Annotated in this window: 17 protein-coding genes; 9 read left to right on the top strand and 8 right to left on the bottom strand. The window is 54.6% G+C overall.

Translation table 11 applies throughout. From position 1 onward, the window contains the following. Positions 1–64: 64 nt before the first annotated feature. Positions 65–727 carry a CPBP family intramembrane glutamic endopeptidase gene (locus GSQ70_RS15525; protein WP_158783379.1) on the bottom strand — a complete coding sequence of 221 codons (663 nt, stop codon included), beginning with the start codon at positions 725–727 and terminating at the stop codon, positions 65–67. 223 nt (positions 728–950) lie between these two features. Here GSQ70_RS15525 and GSQ70_RS15520 point away from each other — a divergent pair, with 223 nt between their 5' ends. Further along, positions 951–3,548, top strand: coding sequence for an EAL domain-containing protein (locus GSQ70_RS15520; protein WP_233268316.1), 2,598 nt, complete (start codon positions 951–953; stop codon positions 3,546–3,548). 685 nt (positions 3,549–4,233) lie between these two features. Further along, on the top strand, positions 4,234–4,530 hold the full coding sequence (locus tag GSQ70_RS15515) for an I78 family peptidase inhibitor (RefSeq protein WP_158783378.1): 297 nt from the start codon (positions 4,234–4,236) through the stop codon (positions 4,528–4,530). Positions 4,531–4,702: 172 nt separating this feature from the next. Here the strand turns inward: GSQ70_RS15515 and GSQ70_RS15510 are convergent, their stop codons facing one another. Genes GSQ70_RS15510 through GSQ70_RS15495 form a run of 4 tightly spaced genes read right to left on the bottom strand, consistent with a single transcriptional unit; the run spans position 4,703 to position 8,353 of the window. Further along, positions 4,703–5,215 (bottom strand): protein disulfide oxidoreductase, encoded by a 513-nt coding sequence (locus tag GSQ70_RS15510; RefSeq protein WP_199257334.1) that lies wholly within the window; start codon positions 5,213–5,215, stop codon positions 4,703–4,705. Next, positions 5,205–5,930 (bottom strand): DsbA family protein, encoded by a 726-nt coding sequence (locus GSQ70_RS15505; RefSeq protein WP_158783376.1) that lies wholly within the window; start codon positions 5,928–5,930, stop codon positions 5,205–5,207. The genes GSQ70_RS15510 and GSQ70_RS15505 overlap by 11 nt, the downstream gene beginning before the upstream one ends. Then, positions 5,927–7,960 (bottom strand): protein-disulfide reductase DsbD, encoded by a 2,034-nt coding sequence (locus tag GSQ70_RS15500; protein WP_158783375.1) that lies wholly within the window; start codon positions 7,958–7,960, stop codon positions 5,927–5,929. The genes GSQ70_RS15505 and GSQ70_RS15500 overlap by 4 nt, the downstream gene beginning before the upstream one ends. A gap of 48 nt (positions 7,961–8,008) precedes the next feature. Beyond that, positions 8,009–8,353, bottom strand: coding sequence for a hypothetical protein (locus GSQ70_RS15495; protein ID WP_158783374.1), 345 nt, complete (start codon positions 8,351–8,353; stop codon positions 8,009–8,011). Between the two features lie 194 nt (positions 8,354–8,547). Between GSQ70_RS15495 and GSQ70_RS15490 the strand changes: the two genes are divergently transcribed. Further along, the gene (locus tag GSQ70_RS15490; RefSeq protein ID WP_158783373.1) at positions 8,548–9,087 is read left to right on the top strand and encodes an N-acetyltransferase; all 540 of its coding nucleotides are present in this window, start codon (positions 8,548–8,550) and stop codon (positions 9,085–9,087) included. Between the two features lie 5 nt (positions 9,088–9,092). On the opposite strand, the gene GSQ70_RS15485 is transcribed toward GSQ70_RS15490, so the two are convergent. Both GSQ70_RS15485 and GSQ70_RS15480 read right to left on the bottom strand, forming a co-directional pair. After that, positions 9,093–9,341: a biofilm development regulator YmgB/AriR family protein gene (locus GSQ70_RS15485; protein WP_158783372.1), complete on the bottom strand. Its 249-nt coding sequence runs from the start codon at positions 9,339–9,341 to the stop codon at positions 9,093–9,095. A 203-nt stretch (positions 9,342–9,544) separates the two neighbouring features. Next, positions 9,545–10,219 carry a MarC family NAAT transporter gene (locus tag GSQ70_RS15480; RefSeq protein WP_158783371.1) on the bottom strand — a complete coding sequence of 225 codons (675 nt, stop codon included), beginning with the start codon at positions 10,217–10,219 and terminating at the stop codon, positions 9,545–9,547. A 443-nt stretch (positions 10,220–10,662) separates the two neighbouring features. Between GSQ70_RS15480 and cspA the strand changes: the two genes are divergently transcribed. The 3 genes from cspA to GSQ70_RS15465 all read left to right on the top strand — a co-directional run bounded on the left by cspA (position 10,663) and on the right by GSQ70_RS15465 (position 12,429). Continuing rightward, positions 10,663–10,875, top strand: a complete 213-nt coding sequence (gene cspA, locus GSQ70_RS15475; protein WP_013200976.1) for an RNA chaperone/antiterminator CspA — start codon at positions 10,663–10,665, stop codon at positions 10,873–10,875. 62 nt (positions 10,876–10,937) lie between these two features. Next, positions 10,938–11,156 (top strand): hypothetical protein, encoded by a 219-nt coding sequence (locus tag GSQ70_RS15470; protein WP_158783370.1) that lies wholly within the window; start codon positions 10,938–10,940, stop codon positions 11,154–11,156. Between the two features lie 58 nt (positions 11,157–11,214). Then, positions 11,215–12,429: a multidrug efflux MFS transporter gene (locus tag GSQ70_RS15465; protein WP_199257267.1), complete on the top strand. Its 1,215-nt coding sequence runs from the start codon at positions 11,215–11,217 to the stop codon at positions 12,427–12,429. A gap of 22 nt (positions 12,430–12,451) precedes the next feature. Here GSQ70_RS15465 and GSQ70_RS15460 read toward each other — a convergent pair whose 3' ends face one another. Then, positions 12,452–15,544 carry a beta-galactosidase gene (locus tag GSQ70_RS15460; protein WP_158783368.1) on the bottom strand — a complete coding sequence of 1,031 codons (3,093 nt, stop codon included), beginning with the start codon at positions 15,542–15,544 and terminating at the stop codon, positions 12,452–12,454. A gap of 275 nt (positions 15,545–15,819) precedes the next feature. On the opposite strand from GSQ70_RS15460, the gene GSQ70_RS25780 reads away from it, so the two are divergent. The 3 genes from GSQ70_RS25780 (at position 15,820) to GSQ70_RS15450 (ending at position 16,914) form a co-directional block, all read left to right on the top strand. Beyond that, entirely contained in the window at positions 15,820–15,978 is a 159-nt protein-coding gene (locus GSQ70_RS25780; protein WP_199257266.1) for a hypothetical protein, read from the top strand. Between the two features lie 215 nt (positions 15,979–16,193). Then, a complete protein-coding gene (gene iraP / locus GSQ70_RS15455) occupies positions 16,194–16,454 on the top strand; it encodes an anti-adapter protein IraP (protein WP_158783367.1) in 261 nt (86 codons plus the stop codon). Between the two features lie 154 nt (positions 16,455–16,608). Beyond that, the gene (locus tag GSQ70_RS15450; protein WP_158783366.1) at positions 16,609–16,914 is read left to right on the top strand and encodes a PsiF family protein; all 306 of its coding nucleotides are present in this window, start codon (positions 16,609–16,611) and stop codon (positions 16,912–16,914) included. The last annotated feature ends 3 nt before the right edge of the window (positions 16,915–16,917 follow it).

Raw genomic sequence — 16,917 nt, 5'->3', positions numbered from 1 at the left:
CGTTATGCTTAGCGGTTATAAGGGAAAGGCATTGGTTATAATAGTTCAACGTCGGTGAGGAATTTTACGGTTGCAGCGTCATCCATAGCCAGGGCGCAACGCCGATAAAATTATTCAGCATATGCAGAAAGATTGGCAGCTTGAGGCCAGAAGAATTCAGCCTGGCATAACACAGCAGCAGGGAGAGGGCGATTAGCGCCAGCAGGGTTTGCAGGTGCGCATACTGAGTGTGCATCGTGGCAAAGATAATCGAGGTCAGCAGCGCACACGCCAGCCGTTGTTTTGGAGCCCATGTCAGCAGGGCCTGCATTACAAATCCGCGAAAAATAATCTCTTCAAACACCGGCGCTAACAGCACTACCGCCAGGGCAAAAGCGATCGTCCGGGGAACGGATTGATCATCCCCCAGCTGGGAGCCGGTCCAGCTCTCCTGCTGCATATAAAAAGATTGTGAAACAATCAGCGCCAGCAGCAGCAGGCTATAGATCACTGTCTGGCGCTGTTTCAGCTGGCCTGACGGAATATTGTCATAGTGGCGGGAGTACCAGCGCCAGAGCGGCACCAGTACGGCAAACTCAACGACGCAAAGCACAGGCATCACCAGGCCATTTTCAGCTAAAGCGCGAAAACCCGGCATGACACCAACCAGCAGAGTGATGCTGTACCACACCAGGCACATTCCCAGGCACAACAGGGTGCAGGTCATTTTATCTGACTCGTTGTTCATCAGCAGGCTCCGGGGCGGGGAAGGGCGGATGTTAACAAGCGCTGCGGGAGCTGTCGAGACGCGCGAATAACTTGACGGCTGGCCTAAATTGTTCAGCTTCCAGGCCGATAATGCTTTAACGAGCGCGTCTGCAGGAGCAGAGGACCTGCGATTTAACAGCTGTCATAAAGGCTTATTACGAACCGGGAAGGTTTGTCAGCCCGTGGGATAAGGTCCGTAGTACATGAAGATTGCCCCTCTGCTAAGTAATCCGGCGCTTACCGATGGCCAGAAAACGACATTTTTTACCCGACGGCTGCTGATGTCGCTGACTCTGCTACTCAGTGGAGTAATGCTGTTCGCCATGCTGATGGTGGTGGGTATCGCCTGGCGGCAGAACGAGAACTCACTCCGGCAGGAAACTTTTTTACTACACAACGCCTGGAAGGAAAGCCGGCAGAATATCCTGACCGATATCCGTGATTATGCTTTCTGGGGTGAGGCCTGGAACCACCTTCATCTGAGGGTTGATCCCGTCTGGGCTTACGATCAGCAAAACTTCGGACCGGGTTTATACAGCGAATATCATTATGAAGGCGTGTTTGTGGTTGATGGCGAAGGGCGTACCCGCTATTCGGTGATCAACGGTAAAATGTCGGATCTGCCGCTGGAAAGCTGGCTGGGCATTCACGCTGCACCGCTGATCAAGCGGGCCCGTGAGCTGGCAGTGGAGGAGAATGCCATCACGCAAAATGCCCTGATTGGTTCAACTCCGGCGATTGTTGCGGCTGCACCGATCACCACCGGAAAAGTGCCGGGGTTACAAATGATCCCGGGACCGCCGTCGGTGATGGTGTTCATTAATCGTTTCACGCCAGAAAAGTTGAAGAAGTTCGGCATGTCGGTCGGGGTGGAGAACGCCCGTATTCCTGACAGTGCGCAGGACAGCTTTGTGCCACCTTTCCTCAATGAGGAAGTGGCGGATGATGCACCGGTTGCTATCCGTTGGGATTCTGCCGAACCCGGGCGAAATTTGCTGATGTATCTGCTGCCGGTATTGTTCGCCGCAGCGATCATTCTTGGCTCCATGGTCCGCCAGGTGATCAATCACGCAATGCACAACGCCACGCTTTCTGACCAGCGTTTTACGCAGCTGATGCACAGTCAGCGGGAGCTGGCCGCCAGCGAGGCGCGTTTCCGTGACGTGGCGGAAACCTCATCTGACTGGATCTGGGAAACCAATGCTCATGGCATGATAACCTATCTGTCGAAGCGTTTTTGTACGGTGACCGGCTACGAGGGGCCGAAGCTACTGGGGCGCTCGATCGATGATGTTCTGCACAATGAAACCCAGCCTGTATCCGCCTGGATTTTTCAGCAGCGCCAGGATAACCCGCGGCGAACGCTGCGCTGTCACTCTTTCTCAGCGCAGGGGGAAACCCGTATTTGCAGCCTGGTGGCTAATCCGGTGGAATTGAATGGCCAGTTGACGGGGTATCGTGGCACGGTGTCTGACATAACGCAGGAGGTGGAGGCGCAGGCCCGCATCCACTACCTGTCGCAGCATGATGCGCTGACCAGTTTGCCAAACCGGACGTATATGTGTGAGTTTTTGCGCGGCAGACTGCAGGCACAACCAACTGCTGAGCGACCATTAGTGCTGATCAGTCTGGATCTGGACCACTTCAAACCGGTTAACGATACCTGGGGCCATGCGGCGGGAGACAGCTTGCTGACCGAGGTTGCTCACCGTTTGCGCAGCGTTCTGAAAGCGGGCGACCTGGTTTCGCGGCAGGGCGGCGATGAATTTATCCTGATTGTCGGGGATATGAGCTGCGAAGCTGAAATCAACGACTGCTGTCGGGCTTTGCTCAGCGAGATTTGCCGGCCCTTTCATCTGGGACAGCAGGAAGTCTTTATCGGGGCCAGCATGGGTATTGCGCTGGCACCGAAGGATGCGATGCAGGCAGATGAGCTGTTGCGGCTGGCCGATATCGCGCTGTACAAGTCGAAGCAAAAAGGACGCAATCGCTGGACCTGGTACAGCCCGGAGATGGCGGAACAGCTGGTACACAAGCGCGAAATGGAGCGCAACCTGCGCAAAGCTATCGGCGGCAACGAGCTGCGGTTGTTCTATCAGCCGCGCTACGACCTGAAAGAGGCACGGCTGGAAGGGGCGGAAGCGCTAATCCGTTGGGAGCATCCTGCCACCGGGATAATCATGCCGGACAGCTTTATTCCTCTGGCGGAGGAGACCGGCCAGATTATTGAAATCAGCGACTGGGTGCTGCAACGGGCCTGTACCGATGCGCTGAGCTGGCCGGAGCCAATGTATGTCTCAGTGAATATCTCGCCGGTGGAATTCCGCAGCGGCAATCTTGCAAACCGCGTGGCCAGAGCACTGACCAACAGTGGGCTGGATGCCCGGCGGCTTGAGCTGGAGATCACCGAGAATATCACCCTGGAAAATCCGCAGAATGCGCTGGAGATTATGCTGGCGCTGAAAAAGTTGGGGGTCCGGTTAACGGTGGATGACTTCGGTGCGGGCCACGCTTCGCTGGGCTACCTGAAGACCTTCCCGTTCGATGGCATGAAGATGGACCGATCCTATATGAACGGTTTCCCGCATTCGGCACAGGCAACGTCGATAGTGGAGGGCATTATCGGCCTGGGCAAAGCGTTCTCGCTGACCGTTACGGCCGAAGGCATTGAAACGCACGAGCAGTTGATTGAGCTGCAGGCTATCGCCTGTCAGGAAGGACAGGGGTATTACCTCGGTCGCCCAATGCCATTGGAGCGATTTCACCTGCTGCTGAAGACCCCGGAACTGCTTCACTCCTGAGTGTTGAATAATAAAAGATCCCGCTGAACCGGGCTTATTTTATGCCGCAGAAGGCTTTTCCCTGCCTGACAATTTTGCCAGTGCGTTAATAAAATGATATGGAATACCTTTATCGTTCACTTTTTGATGAACATGATCCCATATTCTGGCTCTTACCCGGCACGGTCCCCGTCGTTCTGACATGACGCTTGTGCGTGTTATCCATTCTATAAATCCGTTGAGTATGATTGTCGTGGAAAGTCAGTAAGTAGCGGACCACGTGGGGCCGCGCCGGACTTTTTTCCACGTGATAAGCAACGATTTCATACCAGTTTCTGCAGTCAAATATGTGTTTCGTTCCATGAAAACTGAGCAGCAATTCTGAGTGATGGTCCATCATCGTTATCTTTGCCTTATGACCAGGCATAATCCTGTGGTTGGGTGTTTTCAAGCACCTGTGGTGAGTATATTTATCACTGACCGCATAACGTATGTTGGCCACACAAAGGAAGAGAACCTGGCGATGGGAAGGGCGTAAATTTTTTTGTTGGATAAGCCCGCAAAATGAGATCTTTTGCTTTTACGGACTTTTACCACGACCAGAGTCATCGAATCCGCCCGTATTCTTAATAAGGGGCATTTTTTCTTTAACGGATTGGATCTGGTAACCTTGGGTGGAAATTGCCGAAAATGCACAGGAGAGATCATGAAAATGAAAGGAACAATAGCGGTTGCTGCGGCTCTGTTTGCCCTGGCGGGCTGCCAGTCTGCTGCAACAAAAAATAGCACCACTGCACAGGTTGATCCGGAGATGGATCGCTGTGGTGCATCGGAATATCAGCAATATGTTGGCAAACCGCTTTCATCCATCAACGGGATCCGTTTTGAGCATCCAGCCAGAGCGGTGCCTTACAACTCGGCGGTGACGATGGATTTCAACCTCAACCGCCTGAATTTTATGGGTGATGCCCAGGGTAAAATCAGCCGTGTGTATTGTGGATAAACGCCTCCGCAGCTAAGCGGGGCAGCATACAGCTCTGAACTTAAAGCGCGGGGTACACGGACCATAAATAAAGCGTCTCGCGCCATATACGGCGCGAGTCAAGCTGCCACAGATGCGTTGTTTGCGTCTTTATGATTGGTCCGTGTACCCCGCGCAGGCACGGTTTTTGGGTTTAGCTATACCATTTCTTCACCCACCACAGGCGCAGCTGGATCCCCCACGAGCTGCTCCACCCGGTGGTGCTCTGGATCACTTTCCCTTTTGAGATAATCATCCAGGTCGGCGTGACGCTGACGTCCCAGCGTGCTGCCATCTCCCCGCGCGGATCGTTCACCACCGGCATGGTCAGATGCTTGCCGCGCAGGTAGCGGACCACGCTGATGTCATCCCCCGAGCGCAGGGCTACAGTCAGTACGTTCACTCCGTCGTCGCTAAGATCCAGCACCGTAGGGGTCGTGTGGCGGCAGATAGCACACCAGCTGGCCCAGAAATAGACCAGCAGGGGCTTCTTCGCGCTGAGCTCCGCCAGGGTGACATCTTTGCCATCGATGGTGTGCAGTATTTGATCGGCAAAACCTTCAGGAGCCTGCGGTGCCCGAAAAAAATCGGCCACCGAAAACACCCCAATCAACAGCGCAACCATCAACAGCATATCCCGCAGCACGCGGCGGTACTTAGCCACGATCGGCCTGCTCCAGCTGGGCTTTCACCAGCGCTTCCAGCTGCTCGTAAGGGACGGCACCGGAAACCAGCTGATCCCCGATCAACGTGGCTGGAGTTCCGGAGACGGCCAGATGCTGTGCCAGCTGCAGGTTTGTGTTCACCGTGTCGCTGCTGAGCTGATCAGGGTCGATAAACATTGCACCAACTTTGTTCGCTGCGGCTTTGATACTGGCATCATCGTGATAGCCTTTTTTTGCCATCAGACGCTGATGGAGCAGCCAGAATTTAGCCGGATCCTGACGCCACAGCATCAGCGCCTGACGGGCAGAAGTCAGGGAACTTTCAGACCGGTAGGGCAGAGGTTTAATCACCACCGCGACCTGAGGGTGATTTTTGACCAGCTTCTCCAGTTCAGGATCAAACTTCTTGCAGTAAACGCAGTTGTAATCGGTGAAATTCACCAGCGTGACCTTCGCGTCTTTCGCGCCAAGGCGTGGACTGTTGACATCATGGAACAGCGCCTGCTTATTCTGCTCAATCACCTGGCGGCGTATGTCTCCCTGCTCTTTCTGCGCCTGCTTATCGTAAGCATCCGCTGCCTCGGCAAGGAATGACGGGTTTTTCACCAGCGTTTCCTGGATCAGCTCTTTGATTCGGGTTTCCTGTTCCGGTGTGAAAGGGGCAGCAGCCAGTACGGGAGCAGAAACCACCAGCAGAGCAATCAGTAATTTTTTCATTCAGCACTTCCTTTTGCAGTCGTTAAAACAGTAAGAACTTCTTTGTGATCGAGCAACGGAGACAGCACGGTTCCCTGACTGTTCCCGGGGCCATACACCTGATTAAACGGCACGGCTACGCTGCCGCGACGCTGTAAAAATGCAGTGATGGTGGCGGAAGGACGGCTCCAGTCGCCGCGCAATGCCACCACGTCATCTGCCTGCAGCGCCTGCTGAACGTCAGAGCGCAGCAGGACATTGTATTTGTTGGCTTTGCAGCTGATGCACCAGTCGGCGGTTACCTCAACAAAGACCCGTTTATTACTGGTCAGCGCTTCTGAAATCGCCTGCTCGCTCAGTGGCTGCCAGTTGATCTTATCCTGTCGGGTTCCCTGTAAGCCTGTCGCGCTGAGGGAAGCCGCCAGCAGAATACTCCCGGCAAGCAGAGCACCGGAGCCTGCGCAAATCGCTGCGGTTTTTCTACCATGAATACGCCATGCTGCGAACCACAGCAACAGCAATACCGCCCCGGTAAGCGTCAATGTCAACGGTGTACCAAGGTGACTGGTCAGCAGGCTGAGCAGCCAGAGGGCCGACAGCAGCATCAGCGAGGCCATAGCCAGCCGCACTACGTTCATCCAGCGACCCGGTTTCGGCAGCTTCAGTGCCAGCGACGGTAAGAGGGCGATCAGCAGCCACGGCAGGCTCATCCCCACGCCAAGGGCGATAAATATAATCCACAGTACCGGTAAAGAAGCCGCCAGCGCAAAGGCTACCGCGGTGCCAAGGAAAGGCGCGGAGCAGGGAGTGGCCAGCAGAGTGGCGAACGCGCCCTGCAGAAAATGGCCGGTCAGTCCATTGCTGTTGTGCGTTGCCAGGCGAGTCGACAGTGAAGAAGGCAGGCGGAAATAATACAGGCCAAACAGGCTGGCGCTGAACAGCAGGGTGACCAGCGCCATAAAGGCGATAAACCACGGGTTCTGGAACTGAATTCCCCAGCCGAGCGCATGATTGCTCAGCCTGAGTCCGGTCATCAGCACGGCCAGCGCCATAAACGAACTGATAATGCCCGCGCTGGACGCGACAAATTGCAGTCGGACGCTGCGTTTGTCGCGTTGCTCAACCTGGAGAATGGAGCCGAGCTTCATTCCCAGCACTGGCAGCACACAGGGCATCAGGTTGAGGATAAAGCCACCGGCCAGCGCAATCAGCATCACCTGCCACAGTGCAACCCCTTGTGTCACGGCGGCCAGTGGTGCACCAATCTCCAGTTCGCTCTGCTGCGCAAGACCGCGATCGGTCAGCACCAGCGAAACCTTCCCGCCCTGTAAATCAGGCGCATTGTCTCCCCACTGGTCGCTCACCGGAATAGTGGCCTGCAGGGTATCGCCCTTTACCGTTAAGGTGGGTTTGCCAAAGCTGGCGTCGCTGTGATCGTCCAGATATAGCTGTGGCTCGTTCCAGCCGGACTTGCGGGTAATGGTGATCTGCAACAATCCCGGCTGATAACCGGCGTGCAATGTCTCGCTCAGCCCGGAAGGCAGAGGAACCTTGCCCATTGCCTGGGCGAAATCATGCGTGAACTGGTCGTCAGCAGGCGTGCTGAGATCCAGCTCAAAAGGATAGTCTGTCAGGATGCAGACATTGCTGCAGATCGGCAGGGTCAGCGTACCGCTCAGCTTACCAGCAGGCAGATTTTTCAGCTCAATGGGTAGCGAAACCTGGTGGTGATAACCCTGAGTGCTCAGGCCGGCAACATCAAACCGTTGTGGTGCTGGCCAGAACCACTGCGCTTTGACGGATTCAGGCTGCCAGTGAATGACCGGTGCCACACCTCCTTCACCAGGCGAGCGCCAGTAAGTTTTCCAGCCGTCCTGTAGATGAATATCCAACAGGGCTTGTACCGGTTTTCCAGGAATGTTTTCTGCGCGGAGTCTGATCTGCGCGTGACCGTTTTGCGGGCTGGTCATCCAGCCGCTGTCGGCGGCCTGCAGGGCAGGCAGCCAGAGTAAGCCAGACAATAAAGCCAGGCTTCTGAAAAGTCTTAACATTATGTTCTCCATGAATCAGTAAGGGGCCGCAGGTGGGGGACCGGGGGCTCATTCACGGAAAACGCAGTGACAGAGGTGTATTCGCCTTTCAGGCGGAGCCTGCGATGGCCGCAAATACAAACGTGGCAGGTGCATGATTAACGGAGGGAAAATAAGGATCAGGATTGCCATCAGCAACAGAGCCATGTCGGTCACTTCAGGCGAAACGGATTGCAGGGACTTAAAGCTCAGATCGCAGGCTGAAGGGCCGTCAGCCACTTCGCTCGTCTGGGCGCTGATCGAGGGGTCAGCAGTTAACGCAGGCAGGCCCAGCCCGCGGATCCCGATGCAAATCAGGATGACCAGGCAGGCCACGCTTAAAAATCCCGTTGCGTATCGCCGCTGAAGAGTCATGCATTATCCTGTAGAAAGTTGCGTTTATGATAACGGGATAATTTCAACGGGCAATCATTCTGCATGTAAACATTCGTAATATCAGAAAAAGGAATTTTTGCCTGCCACAGGCCCCGCCCGGTAGTGGCAGAGTGCTGTAGCGTCCGCTAAGCTGAATTCTTAAATGTTATCCCGCCTTGCCCGAGGCCCGCTCAATGAAGCCAGATGTCAGCGTCACTTTTGCCACTCCCTCATTTCTGGACGAGGTTCGCAGGCTGGATTTCAGTTTTACCGTAAGCCAGGAACTTAAGCCGGAATTTGATCGGCCAGTCGGCGAGGGGGTCAGTGATGTCGAACCCTACGAGAAGCGCTATTTCAACCGGCCGCAGGACTTCTCTGGCTATATTGATAACCAGGATGCACAGCTGTTTGCTGCCCATGTTGATCGGCAGGCTGCCGGTTATTTAGCAATCAGCCGTCACTGGAATGGCCTGGCACTGGTGGAGGATATTGCGATTGGAAAAGCGTTTCGCCAGCAAGGGTGCGGACGTCAGCTGATGGACAAAGCGCAGGAGTGGGCGCGGGAAAAATCCCTGGGCGGTTTAACGCTGGAAACGCAGAGTAATAATGTTGTGGCCTGTCTTTTTTATCAACGTTACGGTTTTACGCTCAGTGGTATCGACCGCGATCTCTATCGCGCGCTTGATCCTCAGGCACATGAAACCGCACTGTTCTGGTATTTGTGGTTTGAATAAGCGGCTCAGGACTCTTTTTCATCCAGCAGTTGGGTCAGCAAATTTCGGTAGCCCTGCAGCGTCGCTTCATCCACTTCACCTTCCAGTTTTGAAATCACGCTGGCAAGGATCACCTTGCTGGTGGTCGGTCTGCCGCTGCGCATCAGTTCGGTGAGGATGGCGGCCAGCAGCTCGCTCTCTTTCGGCGCGTGAAAGGCCGGACTGTTAAAATAATCGGTAATGGCGCGGCCTGCGCCCGGTGCAGATTGTCTCATGGTAAACCTCCAGAAAAGCGCCACCGATCGCCCAGCGGCTAACCGATGAGATCAGGAAATAAATAGTTAAATTCGATCCGGTTCGCCAGAACGGCGAACCGCTACTTAGCCTGGAAAATAATCAGGCGGAGATAAATTACTCTAGAACGGGGCGGCAGGAAGTCCAGTAACAATCAGCAATATTTTTCATTTTGCTGACAGGATTATGATGAACCTGGCCAGGTGGTGATCACTTCTGATACGCCGTTAATGATAAATTGCACGCCCATGCACACCAGCAGGAAGCCCATCAGGCGCGAGATCGCTTCTATACCGCCTTTTCCTACCAGACGCATTATCGCGCCGGAACTGCGCAAAGAACCCCACAAGATCAGGCTGACGGCGAAAAAGGTTAGCACCGGCGCTACGGAGAGTACCCAGGGGGAGAACTCGGTGCTGTGCCGGATAGTAGAGGCGCCGCTGATGATCATGGCGATGGTGCCCGGGCCAGCCGTGCTGGGCATCGCCAGCGGTACAAAAGCGATGTTGACAGTCTGGCGTTCGCTCAGTTCATCCAGCTTGTGCCTCGCCTCCATCGAGTGTCCGGCCTGCTGCTGTGGAAAGAGCATACGAAAGCCGATAAAGGCAACGATCAGGCCACCCGCAATGCGTAAACCCGGAATGGAGATGCCAAAGGTGTCCATCACCGCATTACCGGCATAAAATGCCACGGTCATAATGATAAACACATACAGCGATGCCTGCATTGACTGGCGGTTGCGTTCGGCGTAGTTCATGTCGCCTGCCAGGCCGAGGAACAGCGCAACGGTGGTTAGCGGGTTTGCCAGCGGCAGCAGCACCACCAGACCCAGTCCGATGGCTTTAAAAAGTTCGAGCATGTTCCTTTCCTTGCTGAAAGAGTAGGGTAGCAGGGCGCCATAATGCCCGATCCTCCGGCGCTTTCGTAGTCTGGCGAAAGCTGACTGCAGCGGAGTTGATCTGCGTCGGTGAGGAAAATAAAGGTAAACTTTATTCTAATGGTCGGTTAAATATCATCCGACCTAAAATAATGTCAATTAATTAGTGTTATTTATCATGACCTTATTGTTTGTTCCGTTTTTTTTGGCCGATGGGGCTTGTGCTGCACCCTTCGTTATGAGTAAATGCACCGTCGGTTTTGAAACAGACAACGTATGCGAGCAATTTTATTAAAGCAGTTTTCAGTTAAAGCGTTATCCTCGATATCACTTCTTCCTGACTTCCTTCTTAAGTGCCTCATAAGTCCACCCTGTTGACAAACCCCGTGCCCATTGCGGCTTAATACTTATTGAAGGAAAGACAAATGTCTAACAAAATGACTGGTTTAGTAAAATGGTTTAACGCTGAGAAAGGTTTCGGCTTCATCTCCCCAACCGACGGCAGCAAAGACGTTTTCGTACACTTCTCTGCAATCCAGAACGGCGGCTTCAAAACGCTGGAAGAAGGTCAGAAAGTTGAGTTCTCAATCGAAAACGGTCAGAAAGGCCCGGCAGCTGCTAACGTAACTGCGCTGTAAGATTGCGAACCTTCACCGCTAACCGCCCAGGCAGTTAACGGCGAAAACGAAGAAACCCGCTTATGGCGGGTTTTTTTGTGCCTGCAATCCGGCCGTTTGTGCAGTATGCCCGCCAGACGCCAGACGCCAGACGCCAGACGCTCCGCGACATTTCCAGCAGGAAAGTCTGTAGCAGCGGCAGGAAAAGCTACCTCATCCGTCAATTACCAGCCCGTTCTGGCCTGCCGGCAGCCAAAAACTTCAAAGTGATCGCTATCACCTTATTTGCCCCTCATTGCTAAAACGCTCTTGTTACACTTTACCCTCGAGCTTCTGCTATAAGGCTTTTTGTACAGCAAGATGGAATCCTGGAAGGTTAACCTCATCTCCGTCTGGTTTGGCTGCCTGTTTACCGGCCTCGCTATCAGCCAGATCATCCCCTTTCTGCCGCTTTACGTTGAGCAATTAGGCGTGACCGACCCCAGCGCGCTGACGCTCTGGTCCGGGTTAATCTTCAGCATCACTTTTATGGTTTCCGCCGTCGTCGCGCCGATGTGGGGCAGCCTTGCTGACCGTAAAGGACGCAAGCTGATGTTGCTGCGTGCTTCCCTGGGCATGGGCGTGGTGATCCTCCTGCAGGCCTTTGTCACCAACGTCTGGCAACTGCTGCTGTTACGGGCCCTGATGGGTCTGACCTCCGGTTATATCCCCAATGCCATGGCTCTGGTTGCGACCCAGGTACCCCGCGAAAGAAGTGGCTGGGCGCTGAGCATGGTGACCACTGCACAGATTTGCGGGGTGATTTTGGGGCCGCTGATGGGGGGCTTCCTGGCTGACTGGGTCGGGCTGCGGGCCGTTTTTCTGATCACCTCCGCGCTGCTTTTGACCAGCTTTCTGATCACGCTGTTCCTGATCAAGGAGACCGGTTATCGCCCGGTGAAAAAAGAGGACAAGCTGAGTGGCAAAATGGTTTTTCGCTCGCTGTCGCACCCGGGGCTGATCGTCAGCCTGTTTATCACCACGCTGGTGATCCAGCTGTGTAATGGTTCCATCAGCCCGATCCTGACGCTGTTTGTTCGTCAGCTTGAGCCTGATGTGCAGAATATCGCCTTTGTCAGCGGTGTGGTCGCGGCAATTCCCGGCGTTTCGGCACTGTTTTCCGCGCCACGATTGGGGAAACTGGGCGATCGCATCGGCGCAGAACGCATCCTGTTCACTGCGTTGATCCTGACTATCCTGCTGTTTATTGCCATGTCCTGGGCGGGCAGCGCTTTCCAGCTTGGCGTGATGCGCTTCCTGCTCGGCTTTGCTGACGGGGCGATGATGCCTGCAGTGCAGACTCTGCTGTTGCGCTACTCCAGCGACCAGATCACCGGGCGGATTTTTGGCTACAACCAGTCGTTTATGTACCTCGGTAACGTGGTGGGGCCGCTGATTGGTTCAGGGGTTTCCGCGATTGGAGGCTTCCGCTGGGTGTTTGCCGCCACGGCGGTCGTGGTGCTGGCGAATACCCTTCAGCTGATCCTGGTTTATCGCCGGGGGAAAGAGGAGCGGAATGTGAATAAAGTGGCCTGAGTGGCACTCAGGCCAGCGCATATTACCGTCCTGTATCAGTGGATTTCAGCGTCACGGTGTAGTGATAGTCTGGCGCAGAAAGCAGGAACTCCGGGCTGACGCTCGGGCTCCATGAGTCATCGCCGCCCACGCCCATATGATAACCGTCCAGGTTCAGCCAGCAGCCTACTTCTTCCCTCAGCAGATGGCGGTGAGTTACCTCACGCAGCTGCTCCAGACTGTAGCGGCTCAGCGAAAAGTGGAAATCACCACTGACCTGCAAGGTACCAAAGGTGAACTGTTTAGTGCCGCATCGCAGGCCGTTTTCACCGGGGTATACGTAAGGCGTAAACATCTCTTCCAGCGGCAGTGACCAGCGTGAGAATTGTGCAGCGAGCTGGCGGTCCGGGTAGTTTTCATCTGGCCCCAGCCCAAGCCAGCTGACCGCCTCATGGCTCTGGCTCAGCTGGCATCGCAGGCCAATTCTGGCCGGTTCGGGCTGACCGGCAGCGACCGACACTTCCACCCGGACAGACATCTCACCCTGGCTGTTAAAGCTGTAATGCTTACGACTGATAAAGCGAATTTCACCCTCATAGCACCAGACATGTTCCGCGATCAGCTGGACGCTGCTGCTCAACTCGTCATAACTCAGTTCGTTCAACTCGCTGGTCAGCTGGTTGAAGCCTGCGCGCTGCCAGCGTTCCACCCACGCATTGGGATCAACTTTCGTCACCTCGCTGATACCAATATCGTTATCCAGCGGGGCACGAACAAAAGAGTCGCGCAAAGGAGAAAGTAGCTGAGGGATGCCCTTTTTCAGCCACTGCACCAGTTCTCCGCTCTGCCGCGAGAACTGCCAGCTCTCCTGCTGAAAATCGACTGTTATACAGTCGTTGTTTTCGATCAGAGTGGGCTGCTGGCTGCCGGAAGGGCGCTGTGTCCTTTCAGGGATTGCAGGCAGCCGCCATTGATCCCAGGCCACGCGCTGTCCGGCTTCAGACCAGCTGGTTGCCTGTGGCTGGGTCACCGCCACATTAAGCCAGACTTCGCCGCTCAGCTTTGGCAACTCACCCAGTTCAACGGTAAGCTTTCCTTCGGCTCTCATTTCCAGCGGCTGACTGCCACCCGATATCCGCTGACCGTTTTGTTCAATGTGCCACTCCAGCTGCTCATTATCGGTGGCGCGGAACAGGTATTCACTGTGGATGGACAGCGTCAGCGGATGGGTATCCAGCAGACTGAACTGGAAAAATTGCTGCGCCCGCTGTGCTTCGAACAGGGCAGGATGCGGCGTGCGATCGGCAAACACCAACCCATTCATGCAGAACTGGCGGTCATTGGGTTTATCGCCAAAGTCACCGCCATAAGCCTGCCATGGCTTACCCTGTTCGTCATAGCGGGTCAGGCTCTGATCCACCCAGTCCCAGACAAAACCGCCCTGCAGACGAGGGAATTCGCGGAACGCCTGCCAGTACTTTGCAAAACCGCCAAAACTGTTGCCCATCGCATGGGCATATTCACAAAGGATCAGCGGTCGGTTCTCGCCAGGCAGGCCGATCCACTTCTTGATCGCCCACTTAGGCACTGCGTCAAACGGCTGATCCTGATCGACTCGTGCGTACATCGGACAGATGATATCGGTGGCAGCGGTATCGGCTCCGCCCCCTTCGTACTGTACGGGACGGGTTGGGTCGCTGCTTTTCACCCAGCGATACAGTGCATCATGCGTACTGCCATGTCCCGATTCATTACCCAGCGACCAGATAATAATGCAGGGATGATTGCGGTCACGCTGTACCATTCGGGTGACGCGCTCGCTGAAGGCATTGAACCAAACCGGATCGTCCGACAGGCGATTCATCGGCTGCATCCCGTGCGTTTCGATATTCGCTTCGTCCACCACATACAGGCCGAAACGATCGCACAGCCGGTACCATAGCGGATGATTGGGATAATGCGAGCAGCGTACGGCATTGAAATTATGCTGCTTCATCAGCCGGATATCGCGGATCATCGTTTCTTCATCCATCACCTGACCGTTCTCCGGGTGATGTTCGTGGCGGTTAGTGCCACGGATCAGCAGGGGTTTACCGTTCAGTTTCAGCTGACCCTGATGAACTTCAACTTTGCGAAAGCCGACATCATATGCCTCGACTTCAATCAGTTGCCCCTGAGGATCGAGCAACGAGATGGTTGCCCGGTAGAGATTGGGAGCTTCTGCGCTCCACAGCGCTGGCTTCTCAACGATCAAATTCAGGGTAGTGCGATCGTTATAATGGCCTCTTTCATCCACCGTTTTGCCGATCAGCGACTGGCGCTGCTGCGCAATACAGCGATCCCGTTGCCACAGGGCTACTTCAACCTGATAGTCATGGGCCTGTTCCAGCGAGCAGATGGCCAGCACCTGCAGGCGAGCTGAGTGATACTCCGGGCTCAGGTGAGTTTCGATCTGCACATCACGGAGCTGTACGGTCGGTTTATGTAACAGGCTGACATCGCGGAAGATCCCGCTCATTCTCCACATATCCTGATCTTCCAGATAACTGCCGTCACTCCAGCGCAATACCAGTACTGCGATGCGGTTTTCTCCCGCCCGGAGCATCCAGGTCAGATCGAACTCTGCGGGCAGGCGACTGTCCTGGGAATAGCCAACAAAATGCCCGTTACACCACAGGTAGAAAGCGGAGTTGACCCCGTCAAAACAGATGCGGGTCTGTCCCTGTTCCAGCCAGTCAGCGCGGCAGAGAAATGTGAGCGAATAACATCCGGTGGGATTCTGTGACGGGACGTGAGGAGGATCGACCGGAATCGGATACTGTACGTTGGTATATATCGGTGCATCGTAACCTGCCAGCTGCCAGTTAGACGGAACATTGAGGGGACGTGCATCCGCCAAATCCTGCTGCAGCCAGCTTTCCGGTACGGCCTCCGGTTGTGGGAAATAACTGAAGATCCATTCACCGTTCAGCAACTGGATATTCTCACCCGGCAGATCGTCTCTTGCCGCTTCCACGCTGCGCCAGCTGGAGAAAGGCGGATGGGCAGGCAGGCGGTTAAGTTGAGTGACCACCGGGTTTTCCCAGTCGCGGCGGCTTAATTGCTGTTGCAGGCTGTTTGCAGGAGAGGAGATCATCGGTAAAACCTCATAAATGTTATGCGCTCACATTGAAGCAAAACAGCGCAACTGTAAAGCAGCCACAGGCGATCCTGCGAGACGGACCTCATCAGCAAATCGCTTTCGTTTCAGTTTGATGATGCTGGCTGGACAGTATTGTTGCTGGTTTCCGCAAGGAAAGCGTTAAGCGTGGTTACTCGTGGTAAAAACGGCCCTGAACAGGAGTTTTCTGCATTGTGGACCGGAAGGGGGGCACTTAATATCAGCGCCAACGTTACCACGAGGAGATAACGATGAGTCGAGTATTGAAAGTTGTGAGTGTGATTGCGCTGGTGACAGCTCTGAGTGGTTGTCTGTTCCCACCTCCGGGTGGCGGCGGTGGCGGCGGTGGCTGGGGTGGCCATCATGGCGGCGGCGGTCCTCGCGGTGGATTCTCAGAAGGCCCCCGCTAAATGAGTTGTGCCAGGGGGAGAGCCCCTGGCTGCAACGGCATAAATGGCGGCAAATGCAGCAAAACGTTTCGCTGGCGCTAAAATATTGCGCCGTTTCACAAATGTGAAACAGGTCGCTTATTTCCGGTTTAAGTCGCGAAAATATATGGCGATTGTCTGTTCTCTTTTCCCTGACGCAATGATAACTTCTTCCTTTACCTCGCTGAGACCTCCGCATGAAAAACCTTATTGCAGAACTGTTAGTCAGGCTGGCGGAAAAAGAAGAAGAGTCTAAAGAGCTGGTCGCCCAGGTTGAAGCGCTGGAAATTGTGGTGACAGCGCTGTTGCGCAAGCTGGACGGCGAGCAGCTTCAGCAAATCACCGACAATATCAGTGTGGCAATGGAGACCGCTGCGAATGCGTGTCCGGCCAGTACGGAAGACTCTTCCCTGCTGAACAGCTATATACAGCGTATGCTGACCCATCCCCGTTCCTGATTCCTGCCGCCTGATTGCTCGCATTCAGGCGTTGTCAGGCCTGATCCCCTTAATTTTTGCGATCCCAGCGGATTTTTTGATCCCGCATCCCCCTCATGTTGCTGATTTCCTGCCAGACTTAACGGGCTTTTAAACCAATTTGAGATGGCAAAAAATGAAAATGAAAATGTTAATGGCCGCGCTGGCGCTGACCGCCGTGGCCAGCGGATATGCTGGTGCAGCAGAAAAAACCGCTCAACAGCAGAAGATGACCGTATGTAACCAGCAGGCCGGGGAGAAATCGCTGAAGGGTGACGAGCGCAAAACCTTTATGAGCAGCTGCCTGAAAAAAGACAGCGGTATGGGCAAAATGACGCCTCAGCAGATGAAAATGAAAACCTGTAATACTCAGGCCGGGGATAAAGCACTGAAAGGTGACGAACGTAAAACCTTTATGAGCAACTGCCTGAAAAAAAGTTAATCT

Source organism: Pantoea sp. BAV 3049 (genome assembly GCF_009765445.1).
Lineage (GTDB): Bacteria > Pseudomonadota > Gammaproteobacteria > Enterobacterales > Enterobacteriaceae > Erwinia.
Note: the sequence above shows the minus strand (reverse complement) of the source record. Positions and strands in the feature narration are given on the sequence as shown.